Source organism: Paenibacillus tepidiphilus, from assembly GCF_008635795.1.
Lineage (GTDB): Bacteria > Bacillota > Bacilli > Paenibacillales > Paenibacillaceae > Paenibacillus_AQ > Paenibacillus_AQ tepidiphilus.
This window is the reverse complement of sequence record NZ_VWRQ01000028.1, coordinates 1-15,152: the sequence shown is the minus strand read 5'-3', so window position 1 is coordinate 15,152 and position 15,152 is coordinate 1. Positions and strand designations below refer to the sequence as shown.

Sequence of the window (15,152 nt, the reverse complement as noted above, 5' to 3'; positions counted from 1 at the left end):
AAGCAATCCGGCAAAATTTAGAAATAGAAATAGCTCTTGCCCTCCCTATTCAAATTTGAATATAATCGATTCATATTCTTCATTACAAAGGAGCCTCGTGAAGCATGCAAACCAAACAAAGCAATCTCAAGCTCGTGGTCGTCGGCCTGCTGCTGGGTATACTCATGTCCGCCATGGACAATACCATCGTAGCGGCAGCCATGGGCACCATTGTGTCCGATCTGGGCGGAATGGATAAAATCGTCTGGGTCACCTCGGCCTACATGGTCATGGTCATGGCGGGTACACCGATCTTCGGCAAGCTCTCCGACATGTACGGACGCAAGCGGTTCTTCATCTTCGGACTGATTCTCTTCCTCGTCGGCTCGGCATTGTGCGGAACCGCCGGCAGTATTACACAGCTCAGCATCTACCGCGCCATTCAGGGTGTCGGAGGCGGTGCGCTGATGCCAATTGCCTTTACTATTGTGTTTGATATCTTTCCAGCGGAGAAGCGGGGCAAGCTGACCGGTCTGTTCGGCGCCGTATTCGGTATCTCCAGCGTCATCGGGCCGCTCCTAGGGGCCTACATTACGGATTATGTCGGCTGGCAATGGATTTTCTACATTAATCTGCCGCTGGGCATTATTGCGTTCTTCCTGATCGCCTTCTTCTATAAGGAATCCATTGCCCATGCCCAGCAGAAGATCGACTGGGCCGGCGCCTTTACGCTGGTGGGTGCAATCATCTGCCTGATGTTCGCCCTGGAGCTCGGCGGCAATCAGTACGCCTGGGATTCATCCGCCATTCTCGGCCTGTTCGCCGGGTTTGCCGTATTGCTCATTGCCTTTCTCTTCATTGAGCGCTATGCCAAGGAACCGGTTATATCCTTTGCCATGTTCCGTGACCGGCTGTTTGCGACCAGCAGCTTGATCGCACTCTTCTATGGCTCGGCTTTTATTGTGGCGACAATCTATATTCCCATCTTCGTCCAGGGCGTCTTCGGCGGCTCCGCTACGAATTCGGGGCTCATTCTGATGCCGATGATGATCGGCTCAGTCATCGGCAGCCAGGCGGGGGGCCTGCTGACCACCAAGCTGAGCTTCCGCAATATCATGGTGCTGTCGGCCGTCTGTTTCGTGGCAGGCGTCTTCACCTTAAGCACGATTAATCCGGACACGTCCCGGCTTCTGCTGAACAGCTTTATGGCACTGACCGGCTTTGGTGTCGGCTTCTCCTTCTCGGTGCTCGGGATGTCGGCCATTCACCACTTCGATATCCGCCAGCGGGGTTCGGCGACTTCGACCAGCACCTTTATGCGCTCCCTTGGCATGACGCTGGGCATTACGATCTTCGGGATCGTTCAGCGCAATCATTTCACCAGCAGCTTGAGCACAGCGTTCGGCGGCGGCGCGGACGTGTCGGCTTACAGTGATTCACGGGCGGCGCTGACTCCGGAAGCCCGGGCGCAAATTCCGGCCCCTGTACTGGAGAAGATCACCGGTGCTTTGTCCGATTCCGTAGCCTACACCTTTCTCTGGGCCCTCGTTCCCGCTGTGCTTGGACTTGTCTTCGTCCTGCTGATGCCGGGTAAGGACCGGTTGACCATCACACGTCCGGCCGGAGCTCCCGGCGGGGAGCAAGGGTAAGCCGCATGTCCATGAAGCTGGTGATTCTCGGCCTCCTGCTGGAGCGGGAGAGACATCCTTACGAAATCATGCTGGTGATGAAGGAACGCTCCTATAACCAGATGATGAAGCTTCAGATGGGGTCGCTGTATTACGCCGTCGACAAGCTCGCCGAAGAGGGGCATATCTGTGCCACGGAAACGATCCGCAGCAGCGACAGGCCGGATAAGACGATATACCGGATTACCGATCAGGGCAGGGCCCTCTTCGAGCAGCTGGTGCTGCAGCAGATCAAGAAATATGAGCAGGTGTACCATCCGCTCTACATGGCCCTGGCCCTCTCCCGCCACATCGATCAAAGCAAGGTAGAGAAGGTGCTGGAGGAACGGATCCGCGAGACCGAGCACCAGGTCAATTTCTATTATCAGGTGTATGAAGAGCATGTAATGTCTGTCCCCCGCTCTGCACTGCATCTGATGTACGGCCGGTACGAGCACAGCCTCACCGAATTGAACTGGCTGAAACGCCTGCATGCCGATGTGGCCGCGCGCAAGCTGAACGATATCGGATCGCCATTGTTTGCGGATTCCTAATTAGTGTCCTGGAAGGCCCGTCTGGGCCTTCTTGCTGTTTATGGGCCTGGAAAAAGGTTAATTAACGAGCAAACACGAAAAAGTGAGGTGCAAGTGATGACTAACGAGAAGAAGCCCCTGCGAGACCGCCGTGACCATCCCGAGCAGTATCCTACGGAGAACCCGAGCCTGTTCGAGCTGCATGAAAGCGAGCAGAACGTCGATCCGATTCCGGTGGAGGACCTGACACTGGAGCAGCAGGAAGAGCAGGATAAGGAAGGCACCAAACACCGTTCCTCCAGCGACAAAAAATACCATACCGGCTTCTAAAGGTGTACAATAGTTCCCGTAGAAGCCATCATTCGTATGACGGAGGGATATTATTTGCTGAAAACGCTGCCACTGAACAAACGCGGTATTCCTGCCAGCCGAGTCGCCCTGGGCTGCATGGGTCTGGGCGGAGGCTGGGACCACGAGCCGCTGACCGCAGAGAATATCAGGCAGGGCCATGAAGCGGTGGAAGCCGCTTTGTCCATCGGGATCAATTTTTTTGACCATGCGGATATTTACACCAGAGGCAAAGCCGAGAAGGTGTTCGGCCAGATCTTCAAGGACCGCCCGGGCCTGCGCGAAGAGATCATTCTGCAATCCAAATGCGGCATCAAGCTGATGGAGCCGGGCGATACCTCCAACACCTTTGACATCTCCGGCGATCATATCCTGAAGAGCGTCGATGGAACACTGTCGCGGCTGGGCACGGAGTATATCGACATCCTGCTGCTGCACCGCCCCGATCCGCTGATGGACCCCGAGGAGATCGCCGATGCGCTGCGCAAGCTGAAGGAAGCGGGTAAAGTCCGCCATTTCGGCGTCTCCAATATGAGCGCGGCACAGATCAGGCTGCTGCAGCATTATTGCGATGAGCCGTTTATTGTCAATCAGCTGCATATGAGCCTGGCCAAGATCAGCTGGCTGGACGCCATGGTCAGCGTGAACCGCGATCCATGGAAGGACATCACCTTCCCGGAAGGGACGGTGGAGTACTGCCGGATGGAGAACATCCAGCTGCAGGCCTGGGGGCCGCTGGCCCAGGGTATGTTCAGCGGCCGTTCGCTGGAAGGCCAGCCGGAGAGGGTCGTTCATACAGCAGGTCTGGTCTCGCGTCTTGCCAAAGAGAAGAACACCACGCCCGAAGCCGTAGTGCTCGCTTGGCTGACAAGCCATCCCGCCGCCATCCAGCCGGTCATCGGCACCGTGAACCCGCAGCGCATCGCGGCCTGCGCCGATGCGGACAGCCTGGAGCTGTCCCGTCAGGAGTGGTATGAGCTGTACGTCAGCGCGCGCGGCGAGAAGCTGCCCTGATCAGCCCGAACGACCGCTGATACCCCTTCAGAATGAACTATAACCGGCTTGCGCAGACGCAGCCGGTTTTTTTATTCAATAAATCTATAATTCTTAATAAAGAACGATATAATCAGCGGAATCGAGAGTAAAATCGGGATAACTAAAGATAATGTTCTTTATAACGCACAAAACCGCCTGAATTGGCGGTTTTCTTTTTGCCTAAATCCGGTTATGATTTCACTACAGAAACGTTCTCAATAAAGAACAGTTACAACGAACGTTTAGGCGGGACATTGAGGGGAGGTATTCCTCTGCTACCAAGATCGGCAAGAAAAAGAAGCAACCGAAAGCGGGATAAAGCAGCCGTCCGCAAGCTGCGTTCAGGCGTCGCCTGTTCCATTCTCTTTCTCCTGGTATCCCAGCAGGTAGGCAGCACCTACGCCGGCTTTACCGACAATGCGGAGCTGGAAAACACGATCTCGTTCTGTGCGGTATTTCCCGGCTCTGCGAAGCAGCAGCTTCTCGCCCTCCGGGACCATATCCAGAAGGCAGCTGCCCTACAGTCATCCTTAAAGGGTTATACCTCTGCGGTTACCGGCTCCGGCATATCCGGGATCGAAGCCATGTCACTGGAAGAGCTGGATGCCGCAGAGCTGGAAGCGTCAGCCCGGATCGCTTCACTGCAGACCGAGCTCAATTCCGCCAATGATCAGATGATTGCCAACAACCACATTTGGAGCGAGATTGCCGCGGAGCTGAATGCCGCCTCCGCTGTACTGACAGCGTTGGGAGGAGCTATGCAGAATCTGGACCCGAGTTGTGTCGACTTCAAGGACACCGATTTCTTCAATGAACTCCAGAGCAGCATCGGCCAGAGCGGCGTGCTCTCCGAATCGTTCAACGAATCCATCGAAGGGATCATACGCTACCTGCGCTCCGCGCAGAATCAGGGTAACCTGTTCGCTGCCGGTGTAGCCGATATCGTCTACGGCGAATCCGAGTTCGGCCGGCCGGAGCTGTTACAGCCCTTACCCTTCCTGATTACCCTGCAGGACGGCAATCTGTCAAGCGGGCTGAGCGCGACGTATGACAGCTATACCGCCGAATTGACCGAAGCCAAGGCGGGTGCCGCAGCAGGCATCGCCGAGCTGGAAAGCCAGCGGGCATTGATCAGTGAAATCCGCGGCAGACGGCTGGAGGAGGCCCGGCTCGAAGAGCTGGAGAAAGCCAAGCAAGCGGAAGAAGAGAAGAAAGCGCAAGAAGCCCAGCTTGCCGAAGAGCAAAAACAGCAGGAGGAGGCCGCCGGCGAACAAACGGAGTCGGAGCCCGGGGACAGTCCCGTAGCGACACCCCCCGCCCCGCCTGAAGCCGTTCCTTCCCCTGAAGCGATAGAAGCCATCCCGCCGGCGGGAGAAGTCCAAGAAGAGCCTGCGGTTATTCCGGAGGCAACCGCGATACCGGAACCATCCAAGGCACCGGAACCGGACGACGAGCCGGCTGCAGCCCAGTAATTGTGAAAGGTGTGTACCCTTATGCGAATCAAGCGCCTGCTTAACCATATCGCCTCTGCCGCCATGCTGCTGGTCTTTATCATTCTTCTGGCGGCGGTAATCGTATCCAGAGCCTCCGGCGGTGAGCCTTCATTCTTCGGATATGAAATCAAAACCGTGCTCTCCGGCTCCATGGAGCCGGGCATCAAGACAGGCTCGATTGTCGCCCTGAAGCCTGGCGGAGACATGACCCGCTTCCAGCCCGGCGATGTCGTCACCTTCCTGAATGAAGATAATGTCCTGATTACCCACCGTGTTCTGGAGGCAACCGCCAACGACGCCACCGGTGAAACGCTCTACCGGACCAAGGGCGACAACAATGATGCGGCCGACCTGAACCCTGTCAGCTCCGCCAATGTTAAGGCCGAATATACCGGCATCACTGTCCCTTACGTGGGATACGCCTTGAACTTTGCAGTCTCCAAGGCCGGCAGCGTTGTCCTGATGATCGTCCCGGGCCTGCTGCTTCTGCTCTACGCGCTCTATAGCTCCTGGAAGGCACTGGCTGCACTCGAACGCAAAAACGCCGCCCTTCCCCCTGCACCTCCCGCTGCCGAGACGCAGCAATAACGATTGTCGGCTTCCGTTTACGAACCGGAAGATACAATACAAGGCTTCGGCCACATCACACACAACCATTTGAGGAGGAATTTAATTATGGGTATCAAGAAAACACTGGGTCTTGGCGTGGCATCGGCAGCACTGGGATTGTCTTTAATCGGCGGGGGCACCTTCGCTTACTTCAGCGACACCGCGCAGAGCACAGCCACCTTCGCTGCGGGTACTCTCGATCTGAATTCCGATCCTTCCGTAATCGTCGACATTGCCAACCTGAAGCCGGGTGACACCGTTCTGAAGAGCTTCAAGCTCAAGAACGACGGCACGCTCGACATCGGCTCCATTCTGCTGAAAACATCGACGGAGATAACGGACACTCTCGGCGACAACAATGGAGTGGACCTGAATAAATTCATTAAGGTCAAATTCCTCAAGAATGTGGATAAAGGCACCATCATCACTCCAGAGCTTATTGTGTATGAGACTACTCTTGCCGATCTGAAGAATCAAACCAAGGAACTGGTCGACAACACCGGTCTTGATCAGCTCTTTACCGAGCCGGACGGCATCAAGGCAGGCACCAGTGACACCTTCGCCGTTCAGTTCGAATTCGTAGACTCCGGCGAGGCGCAGAATTACTTCCAGAAAGACAAACTGAAGCTGACCTGGACATTCGAAGCCAAACAAGGCCCTAAAACCGCCTACTAAGCCTAGCGGCATCCCCATAGATAAGCAGTATGTTCTGATTCCGGCTGCCGGGTCAGAGCATGCTGCTTTTCTCTCTGATCCGGGTACCCTTTGTCCGTTAAGAGGATATTTGCTATACTAGCAAGCAGAAAGTGTTTCTTGGCTTTTCAAAGAATATTTGCGGAGGGGCGTCGTCATCGTGCCACAGAATATGGGAAGTCGTATCCACCAGCTGCGCCAGGAGAAGGGCTTGTCCCTGTCCGAATTGGCGGATAAGGCCGATGTGGCCAAATCATACTTGAGCAATGTGGAAAGAAATATTCAATCCAACCCCTCTATTCAATTCATTGAGAAAATTGCGGACGCGCTGCAGGTATCCATACATACTCTGCTCTATGGCGAGGCTGAGGATGCGGATGAAACGGCTCTGGACGGAGAATGGTTCCGGCTGGCCCAGGAAGCCATGGCTTCAGGCATCAGCAAACGTGAATTCAAGGAATTCCTGGATTATCAAAAGTGGCGGCTTGAGCAAAAGGACGAGTAAGCACCTCTGCTCCGCTCTCCGCCAGCCATACAGAAAAGGGCCCAGCGGAAATTCGCTGCGCCCTTTTCTGTATGTAACTGATCCTTTGCCTCCTGTAAATTCCAGCAACTACATCGCCTGCAACGTCTTGCCGTTCAAGAATTCACGGATATCCTCAGCCTTGATGCCCATCTTCTTGGCTGCCATGAGCAGATACACCCATTCCCGATCCAGATCTGCTACCCGCAATTCTCCGTTATTCCCCTGGTTGGACTGTTTCAAGAAATCTCCTCCTAAGATTTTCGCGTCCCCAGGCAGTCCGGCCGTCGTAGTATCGCTACATTAGACCCGAGACTTTGTGCCCCTGCCTTTCGGCAGGTTTACCCTTTACTGGATCCTTCACATGAAAGGATCTGGCTAAAACTAGTGTAACCGTTCTCTGCAAGTACATTGTATAGCATTTTGACTGAAAAGTGTGTCGTTTTGTGGAAATATATTATAATAAGAATGAGCAAACAATCTCTTATTTTGGCGCCCTTTTGCACCTGTTTGTATATATTGGACGAATATTGTGAAGCACGGGACTTTAAAATCAGGAGTATGTATGAAACGGGGCTTAATACCTGAAAGTATAGAAATTATTACCCATTTTTTTAACTGCTAATCAAGTTCCGCCATAAACATTTGCATCATAAAAATGTTTTAAGCATCCCTGGTTTTTTATAAATAAAACTTATAGAGTTTCTGTATGGATTACGCCCTGAATCATACCGTTTTGCGAACGGATTGCACGAAAGTATGAATTGATTACGCCGCTCGAAAGTTGCACAATAGATGTGAAATGAAACCGCAACCATCACAGCTCCATCAAACGCCGGCAGCCTGGCCTGCGCTTAATGGAGACCATCCGTTGGGAGGATGTATTCATGGCAGCCAAAGAGCCCTATCATGATTCAGTCTGGAGCAAATATTACGGCCCCAACCTGGGCTACATTCAGGAAAAGTATGAGCAATTCATCCAAAATCCTTCATCCGTTGAGGAGCATTTCCGCGAGCTGTTTACGCGTTCGGGCCCGCCGCCTTTAGCCGCGGAGAACGAACCGGCGCCCCGGCCGGCAGCTTCGGCAGATGCCGATCTGCTGAAGAAGGCCGTCCGCGCCTCCAAGCTGATCGCGAACATTCGAATACATGGACACCGGGCGGCTAATATCGATCCGCTGCTCCGCGCGGAGAACCCGATGGCCAAATGGCTGGAATTTGAAACCTATGACCTGACCCGGGAGGACCTCCTGGCGATGCCGGCTTCGCTCATCTGGGAGAATGCACCGGCCGATGTCCAAACCGCCTGGGATGCCGTTCACCGGATGCGTCAGGCTTACACGCAAAGCATCGCCTACGAGTTCGGGCATGTGCATGATGAGAAGGAGCTGGTGTGGCTGAACAAGCAGGCGGAATCGAATACATTCCCCGCAGCGCTGACCGGCACGGAGCGCAAGGAGCTGCTGAAACGCCTGATCCAGGTGGAGCAGTTCGAAACCTTCCTGCATAAGACCTTTGTCGGCCAGAAGCGCTTCAGCCTGGAAGGGAACGACGCACTCGTCCCGATGCTGGATGAAATCGTCCGTAACGCCGCCCATGACGGTGCAGAGCATATTCTTATGGGTATGGCCCACCGCGGCCGGCTGAACGTGCTGGCCCATATTCTGGGCAAGCCGTATGATATTATTTTCTCGGAGTTCCATCATTCTCCGAACAAGGAGCTGTTCCCGTCCGAGGGCTCCATGGGCGTCACCTATGGCTGGAGCGGCGATGTGAAGTACCATCTGGGCGCTGACCGCGCCGTACGCGAAGGCGAGACCGTACGCACCCGAATTACGCTGGCCAATAATCCGAGCCATCTGGAATTCGTCAATCCCGTGGTAGAGGGCTTCGCCCGCGCCGCCCAGGAGGACCGCAGCAAGCCGGGTCTGCCGAAGCACGACACCAGCAAGGCTATGGCCGTGCTGATGCACGGCGACGCCGCCTTCCCTGGTGAGGGCATTGTGGCTGAGACGCTGAATATCAGCAAGCTCAAGGGTTATCAGAACGGCGGTACGGTGCATATTATCGTCAACAACCGGATCGGCTTCACGACGGAAAGCGAGGACTCCCGTTCCACCCACTATGCCAGTGACCTGGCCAAGGGCTATGAGATCCCGATCGTGCATGTCAATGCCGATGATCCCGAGGCCTGCATCGCCGCCGTCCGGCTGGCCAGCGCGTACCGCCGGTTGTTCAAGAAGGATTTCCTGATTGACCTCATTGGCTACCGCCGCCATGGCCACAACGAGATGGATGATCCGGAAACGACCCAGCCGCTGGTATACGGCAAGGTACGCAAGCACCCTACCGTATACCGGATCTACGCCGAGCGCCTGCAGCGCGATAAGGCGGTCACAGCCGAAGAGGTCCAGCAGATGTCCGCCGATGCGGAGCGCGTGCTTCAAGAAGCCTTTGACGCCATGAAATCCAGCAAACAGAAGAAGGGCGAGTCCAAAGCTGCCGTAGCGCTGGAGCAGGATACCCCGGTGCAGCATTCCACCGCAGTTCCGCTGACAACTCTGCAGGAGATCAACCGCGAGCTGCTGACAGTACCGGATGGATTCAAGGTATATCCGAAGCTGGAGCGGATTCTCCAGCGGCGCAAGGATGCGCTGCAGGACAGTGAACGTGTGGACTGGGCGCTGGCCGAGACGCTGGCCTTCGCTACGATCCTGAAGGACGGCACACCGATCCGCCTCAGCGGCCAGGATTCGCAGCGCGGCACCTTCGCCCACCGTCATCTTGTGCTGCATGACAGCGAGAACGGCAAGCTGTTCTCGCCGCTGAACCACCTCAGCTCTTCCCGCGCTTCCTTCGGCGTGTACAACAGCCCGCTGTCGGAAGCCTCGGTACTGGGCTATGAGTACGGGTATAATGTCTTTGCCCCGGAGACGCTGGTGCTGTGGGAAGCCCAATACGGCGACTTCGCCAACGCCGCACAGGTCATCTTCGACCAGTTCATCTCCGCCGGACGTGCGAAGTGGACGCAGCGCAGCAACCTGGTTATCCTGCTGCCCCATGGTTACGAAGGCCAGGGGCCGGAGCATTCCAGCGGCAGACTGGAACGGTATCTGCAATTGTCGGCCGAGGAGAACTGGACCGTGGCCAACCTCTCCACCGCCGCCCAGTATTTCCATCTGCTGCGCCGCCAGGCGGCGCTGTGCGGAAGTCCGGAGGCCCGGCCGCTGGTTCTCATGGCTCCGAAGAGCCTGATCCGCAACCCGCGCAGCACCTCCTCCGGCGCCGAGCTGGCCTCGGGTGCCTTCCAGCCGGTGCTGCCGGAGCCGCTGCTCGGCGGCAAGCCTGCCGAAGTGAAGCGGCTGATTATCTGCAGCGGCAAGGTTGCCGTCGACCTGCAGGCCGAGCTGGAGGGAGCAAAGGGCCAGGACTTCTCCTGGCTGCATATCCTCCGCCTGGAGCAGCTCTATCCGTTCCCGGAACGTGAGCTGGCCGCGCAGCTGAATACGCTGCGCTCCCTGCAGGAGATCGTATGGGTCCAGGAGGAGCCGAAGAATATGGGCGGCTGGAGCTTCGCGGAGCCCCGGCTGCGCGCCATCGCTCCGCAGAACGCCAAGGTACAGTATATCGGCCGTCCGGATCGTTCCAGCCCGGCCAGCGGATATGCCGACGTGCACAGCTTCGAGCAGCGGCGCATTGTTACGGAAGCCCTGAAATTGAACTCGCAAGTACAAGCGGCTGTACCGTCCTCTTAACGGGGACGGTGTCATGATAACGTAAACTATTATGTTTGGGGAGGTAACGGCCTGTGTCCGAAATTAAAGTACCCGACTTGGGCGAATCGATTTCCGAAGGAACGATCTACAAATGGCTGGTGCAGGAGGGCGACACGGTCGGCCAGGGCGACGTGCTTGCCGAGCTTGAGACCGACAAGGTGAACCTGGAGATCAGCGCCGAGGCAGACGGCGTGATCTCGTCCATTCTGCGCCAGGCCGGCGAGAATGTGGCCGTCGGCGAGACGATCGGCATTATCGGCAGCGCGGCGGACAGCGGTACGGCTGCGGGCGCAGGCAGCGCGGCTGCGGACAGTGCCGCCGGTGGCGGCGCTGCGGGTGCCGGCAGCAGCGCGGGTGCCAGCGGCGGCGAAGCCCCGGCCGCCGGGTCTGCTGCGGCGGAAGCGCCCGCCGCAGCGCAATCAGCCGCCGCACCGGAAGCGGCGGCAGGCCATGCGGCCCTGGCTACGCCGGGGGCGCGCAAGCTCGCGCGGGAGCGGGGCATTGACCTCGGCGAGGTCAGCCCCCGCGACCCCATCGGCCGGATCGGGCAGGCCGATGTGAAGGGCCACGGCGCGGCGGCTCCGCAAGCCGCGCCTGCAGCGCCGGCGGCAAGCGCAGCGCCGGCGCAGGCGAGACCTGCGGCGGGGTCCGCGCCGCAGGGCGGGGACGGCAAGCCGGCGGAGCGCAAGCGCATGTCGCGACGGCGGCTGACGATTGCCAGCCGTCTTGTCGAAGCGCAGCAGACGGCGGCCATGCTGACCACCTTCAACGAGGTGGATATGACGGCCATCCTCGACATCCGCAAGCGCCGCAAGGATGGCTTCAAGGAGAAGCACGATGTCAGCCTCGGCTTCATGTCCTTCTTCACGAAGGCGGTCATCGGCGCGCTCAAGGCTTATCCGCTGCTGAATGCGGAGATCGACGGCGAAGATCTTGTCATTAAGAAATACTATGACATCGGCATCGCCGTCGCCGCCAAGGAAGGGCTGGTCGTGCCGGTCGTCCGCGACGCCGACCGGCTCAGCTTCCCGGAGATCGAGCGGCAGATCGGCGAGCTGGCCGGCAAAGCACGTGCCAACACGCTCAGCCTGCAGGAGCTGCAGGGCGGCACCTTCACGATCACCAACGGCGGTGTATTCGGCTCCCTGCTCTCGACGCCGATCCTGAATACCCCGCAGGTGGGCATTCTCGGTATGCACAAGATCCAGCTGCGTCCGATCGCCCTCGACGAAGAGCGGACCGTCAACCGGCCGATGATGTACATCGCGCTGTCTTACGATCACCGCATTGTCGACGGCTCGGAAGCAGTCAGCTTCCTGGTCAAGGTGAAAGAGCTGCTGGAAGATCCGGAAGCGCTGCTGCTGGAGGGCTAAGCTCCTTACCGCCAGCGCTGCCCATGAAGGGGCAGCATCCTCATACGCCAAGAAAGCTCTCCGGGCTGCGGAGAGCTTTCTTGGTGTTGTGCAGTTATCCAGTCGTACAGTTGCCCTGTTGTCGGTTGTCCAGTCGTACAGTCGTCCCGTTGTCGGTTGTCCAGTCGTACAGTCGTCCCGTTATCGGTTACCCAGCTATCCAGTCGCCCCGTTGTCTGGCTGCCCTGTCGTGCTAGTGCTCTTTTTCACTGTTCGTTGCAGTTTACACGTCTCCCCGAATGGCAGGCGTCGATCTGCCTACAGCCCGCCTCTGATCAGCTCTCCGGCCAACTGCAGGAGCTGCTCCTTGCTGAGTTCCCTGTCGCCGTATGTGCTTACCGTGTAATAGTGATCCTGCTTCTCATTGTACCAGTTCAAATAATGGTAGCTGACCTCGGGTCTGACGGTATGGTTATAAACCACCTCACGCCCTTCTACCTCAATTATCTCTGCCGTAGTTTCTGCTTTCTGTCCTACCTGTATATTAGCGCCGTTAAGCGGTGTTGCCAAGATCCCGACGACGGCTCCACCCTTGGTGTAGGTCGCATTTACCCCTGCCGCCTTGCTCCAGGGCACAGCCTTCACAAACAAGTTTCTGGTCTTGTCGGTCCGTGCTTCTCCGACCAGCTCACTCAGCGCTTGACGGTATACAGGGTCACTCTCCAGCTCTGCCGTTCCCGGATGATTGGCATACACTCCGCCATACTTAAAGGCGTACCCGCCCGCCTGCTGCGGAAGCAGCGGCGCTCCGGTGCGCTTCATCTCTTTTATGAAAGCGCTGTAATCCGTCAGACGTTGCTCTTTATATGAGAACTGTAGAGCGGATTCCGGGGTGGACGGCTCCGTACCCCTGACATAATACGCCATCAGCTCGCCGGGCTTGGCCAGGCTCTGGACCTTCCACTCATAAGGGTTGCCGGAAGAGTTCTCGGGATTATCAGGACCGATTTTAGGCCATCCTGTATCATCCTGAACATGCTGCACTTTTACCTTTCCGGCAGAATTGCGAATCTGTATATATTCCGTAGCCGCATAGGCTGTCACCGTAACCAGCAGCAGCATGGTCAGCATTCCTGCTGCGGCGGCCGTTTTACCCATCAGCCTGGGCCCGCGCCGGGTCCGTCCGGCTTCGAGTGCAGCAATCCGCCCCATCACCTGCCGGGTAACCTCGATTCTTGGCAGCTGCTCCGCACGGCCTGCAGCCTCCATTATATCTTCGTACTCAGGGCGGATTCCCGTTCTTCCCATACGATCCCCTCCTCATTATGCATTGCTTCCCTTACCTTACCCTTGATCCGTTCCATCCGCTTATGCAGTGCGTTCGGGCTGACATGCAGAATCTGGCTGATCTCGAGAAACGTCAATTCCTCGAATACCCGCAGCACCAGCAGATTACGCTCCTCCAGGGATAACCTGCAGAGCGCCGCCGCCAGCTGCGGACTGTAAAGCCGTGCCTCCAGCTCCTGCTCAGGTCCCGCTGCGGCAGTCTCCGGCCGGAGAACCCGCAGCACCCTGCCCTGCAGACGGCGCCTGCGCAGCAGATTCAGGCAGTGGTTGCACGCGATCCGGTACAGCCATGCCGAGAAGCTGACATCCGGCTTGTACCTCCTGAGCGATTGATACGCTTTGACCAAGATGTCCTGCACCGCATCCTCGGCATCCTGCCGGTTGCCGAGCAGCCGGCAGCAATACCTGTAGATCGGCTGCTGGAACACCTCTACAATGCGGGCGTAGACCTCCGTCTCTCCTGCCTGCACCTTGAGGATGAGCCCCTCCAATTCCCAGCCATCGATCATCGTTTCCTGTGCCGTAACCATACACCTCCTTGGCTTGTATACTTCTATAACACCTCACTCCCGCCAAAAGTGCCCGATAGAACGTGTCCGGCATAATTTTTTTCCATAGACCGAGAAGCTGATTGCAAATTCACCGACCAGCTATATTCCGGCGTATACAAACCATGCGAATAAAAGTTCGTTAATTTAACATAAGAACACCCTGGCTACTGTGCGATAATAAACTGGATGACTATTGGACACAGCGTTATACGAAACGGAGCTGGGAATGATGACTATACTACGAATACATAATGAAGAAGACCTGCTGCAGGCTGTACGGGAAGATGAGTGGATGATGGCGATTCTGACGGCGGCCGCAAAGCTGCAATTGCCGGACTGGTGGATATGCGCCGGGTTCGTGCGGTCCAAGGTGTGGGATGTGCAGCATGGCTTTGCCGAACGTACCCCTCTGCCGGATATCGATGTGATTTACTTCGATCCCGGTAATATCCGGGAGGAAACGGAGAAGCATTGGGAAGCCCGTCTGCGGGCCGCCGCTCCGGCCTTCCCTTGGTCGGTCAAGAACCAGGCCAGAATGCATACCGTTAATAATGTGGCTCCATATACGTCTTCCACAGACGGAATGGCCCATTTCCCCGAAACGGCGACGGCACTTGGCCTTTCGCTGGACTCCGAGGGACAAGTCATGCTGGCAGCTCCGCACGGGGTCAAGGATTGCATGGAGCTGCGGATCAGCGCGACACCGTTCTTCCAGGCGAGCCGGGAGCTGCAGCCGGTCTACGAAGCACGTGTCGCCAAAAAAAACTGGCCGGCCATCTGGCCGCTGCTCCAGGTGATCCATACTGACGGCTACTTATGACCGGCTAAACGCAGAACGGTTCTTTATGGTGTAAGCAATTAGTCCGTCTGGTCTGATCTCGTCCGCAAGGAAGTATGAGCTTTATATTAAGCTGAACTTGAATTTTTCCGTATCAGGCCGGAAGCCTATGACATCAAGGGAAGTTACAGTCCTCCGGCCGCTGCCTGCACCGGATTTCCGGATGATTATCGTTTCCAGGTGACGAATCCACTAGAAGCCAGCTCCTACAGCTACAGTTGGAAAATCGCCACTTAATTTCACCTGTATGGAGGATGATCACAGGCCTAGTTGGATAATCACCACCTAATATGGCCGAAAATCAATGATTACGGGTAGCGTCAAGAAGTTTGTGTAAAAGAGTAAAAGTATTCTTCTGGGACATCGGTGAGATGGTTCTCTTGGTGGGGGAGGCCTCCCCCACCAAGA

The 15,152-nt window shown here is 56.7% G+C and carries 14 protein-coding genes and 1 riboswitch; of the genes, 11 read left to right on the top strand and 3 right to left on the bottom strand.

Translation table 11 applies throughout. The annotated features are described in order from the left end of the window. The first annotated feature begins 104 nt into the window (after positions 1-104). The 8 genes from F1379_RS25985 to F1379_RS25950 all read left to right on the top strand — a co-directional run bounded on the left by F1379_RS25985 (position 105) and on the right by F1379_RS25950 (position 6,862). The gene (locus F1379_RS25985) at positions 105-1,628 is read left to right on the top strand and encodes an MDR family MFS transporter (RefSeq protein ID WP_150275386.1); all 1,524 of its coding nucleotides are present in this window, start codon (positions 105-107) and stop codon (positions 1,626-1,628) included. Between the two features lie 5 nt (positions 1,629-1,633). Then, positions 1,634-2,200, top strand: a complete 567-nt coding sequence (locus tag F1379_RS25980; protein ID WP_150275385.1) for a PadR family transcriptional regulator — start codon at positions 1,634-1,636, stop codon at positions 2,198-2,200. A gap of 96 nt (positions 2,201-2,296) precedes the next feature. Then, entirely contained in the window at positions 2,297-2,509 is a 213-nt protein-coding gene (locus F1379_RS25975; RefSeq protein ID WP_150275384.1) for a hypothetical protein, read from the top strand. Positions 2,510-2,563: 54 nt separating this feature from the next. Further along, complete coding sequence (locus F1379_RS25970) at positions 2,564-3,541, top strand: aldo/keto reductase (RefSeq protein ID WP_420850536.1); 978 nt, start codon at positions 2,564-2,566, stop codon at positions 3,539-3,541. A 275-nt stretch (positions 3,542-3,816) separates the two neighbouring features. Beyond that, positions 3,817-5,034 (top strand): hypothetical protein, encoded by a 1,218-nt coding sequence (locus tag F1379_RS25965; protein WP_150275382.1) that lies wholly within the window; start codon positions 3,817-3,819, stop codon positions 5,032-5,034. A gap of 21 nt (positions 5,035-5,055) precedes the next feature. Beyond that, positions 5,056-5,643 carry a signal peptidase I SipW gene (gene sipW / locus F1379_RS25960; RefSeq protein ID WP_150275381.1) on the top strand — a complete coding sequence of 196 codons (588 nt, stop codon included), beginning with the start codon at positions 5,056-5,058 and terminating at the stop codon, positions 5,641-5,643. 87 nt (positions 5,644-5,730) lie between these two features. Next, entirely contained in the window at positions 5,731-6,339 is a 609-nt protein-coding gene (locus tag F1379_RS25955; protein ID WP_150275380.1) for a TasA family protein, read from the top strand. 190 nt (positions 6,340-6,529) lie between these two features. After that, entirely contained in the window at positions 6,530-6,862 is a 333-nt protein-coding gene (locus F1379_RS25950) for a helix-turn-helix domain-containing protein (protein ID WP_239004824.1), read from the top strand. Positions 6,863-6,970: 108 nt separating this feature from the next. Here the strand turns inward: F1379_RS25950 and F1379_RS25945 are convergent, their stop codons facing one another. Further along, positions 6,971-7,123, bottom strand: coding sequence for an anti-repressor SinI family protein (locus tag F1379_RS25945; protein ID WP_239004816.1), 153 nt, complete (start codon positions 7,121-7,123; stop codon positions 6,971-6,973). Positions 7,124-7,151: 28 nt separating this feature from the next. Continuing rightward, positions 7,152-7,236, bottom strand: a riboswitch (cyclic di-GMP riboswitch). Positions 7,237-7,767: 531 nt separating this feature from the next. Here F1379_RS25945 and F1379_RS25940 point away from each other — a divergent pair. Further along, complete coding sequence (locus F1379_RS25940; RefSeq protein WP_150275378.1) at positions 7,768-10,635, top strand: 2-oxoglutarate dehydrogenase E1 component; 2,868 nt, start codon at positions 7,768-7,770, stop codon at positions 10,633-10,635. A 53-nt stretch (positions 10,636-10,688) separates the two neighbouring features. Further along, complete coding sequence (gene odhB / locus F1379_RS25935; protein ID WP_150275377.1) at positions 10,689-12,029, top strand: 2-oxoglutarate dehydrogenase complex dihydrolipoyllysine-residue succinyltransferase; 1,341 nt, start codon at positions 10,689-10,691, stop codon at positions 12,027-12,029. A gap of 297 nt (positions 12,030-12,326) precedes the next feature. Here odhB and F1379_RS25930 read toward each other — a convergent pair whose 3' ends face one another. Together F1379_RS25930 and F1379_RS25925 are read right to left on the bottom strand one after the other, a co-directional pair. Next, positions 12,327-13,316, bottom strand: a complete 990-nt coding sequence (locus F1379_RS25930; protein WP_150275376.1) for a hypothetical protein — start codon at positions 13,314-13,316, stop codon at positions 12,327-12,329. After that, the gene (locus F1379_RS25925) at positions 13,277-13,885 is read right to left on the bottom strand and encodes an RNA polymerase sigma factor (protein WP_150275375.1); all 609 of its coding nucleotides are present in this window, start codon (positions 13,883-13,885) and stop codon (positions 13,277-13,279) included. Before F1379_RS25925 ends, F1379_RS25930 begins: the two co-directional genes overlap by 40 nt. 250 nt (positions 13,886-14,135) lie before the next feature. On the opposite strand from F1379_RS25925, the gene F1379_RS25920 reads away from it, so the two are divergent. Next, positions 14,136-14,726, top strand: a complete 591-nt coding sequence (locus F1379_RS25920; protein ID WP_203457180.1) for a nucleotidyltransferase family protein — start codon at positions 14,136-14,138, stop codon at positions 14,724-14,726. Positions 14,727-15,152 lie beyond the last annotated feature (426 nt).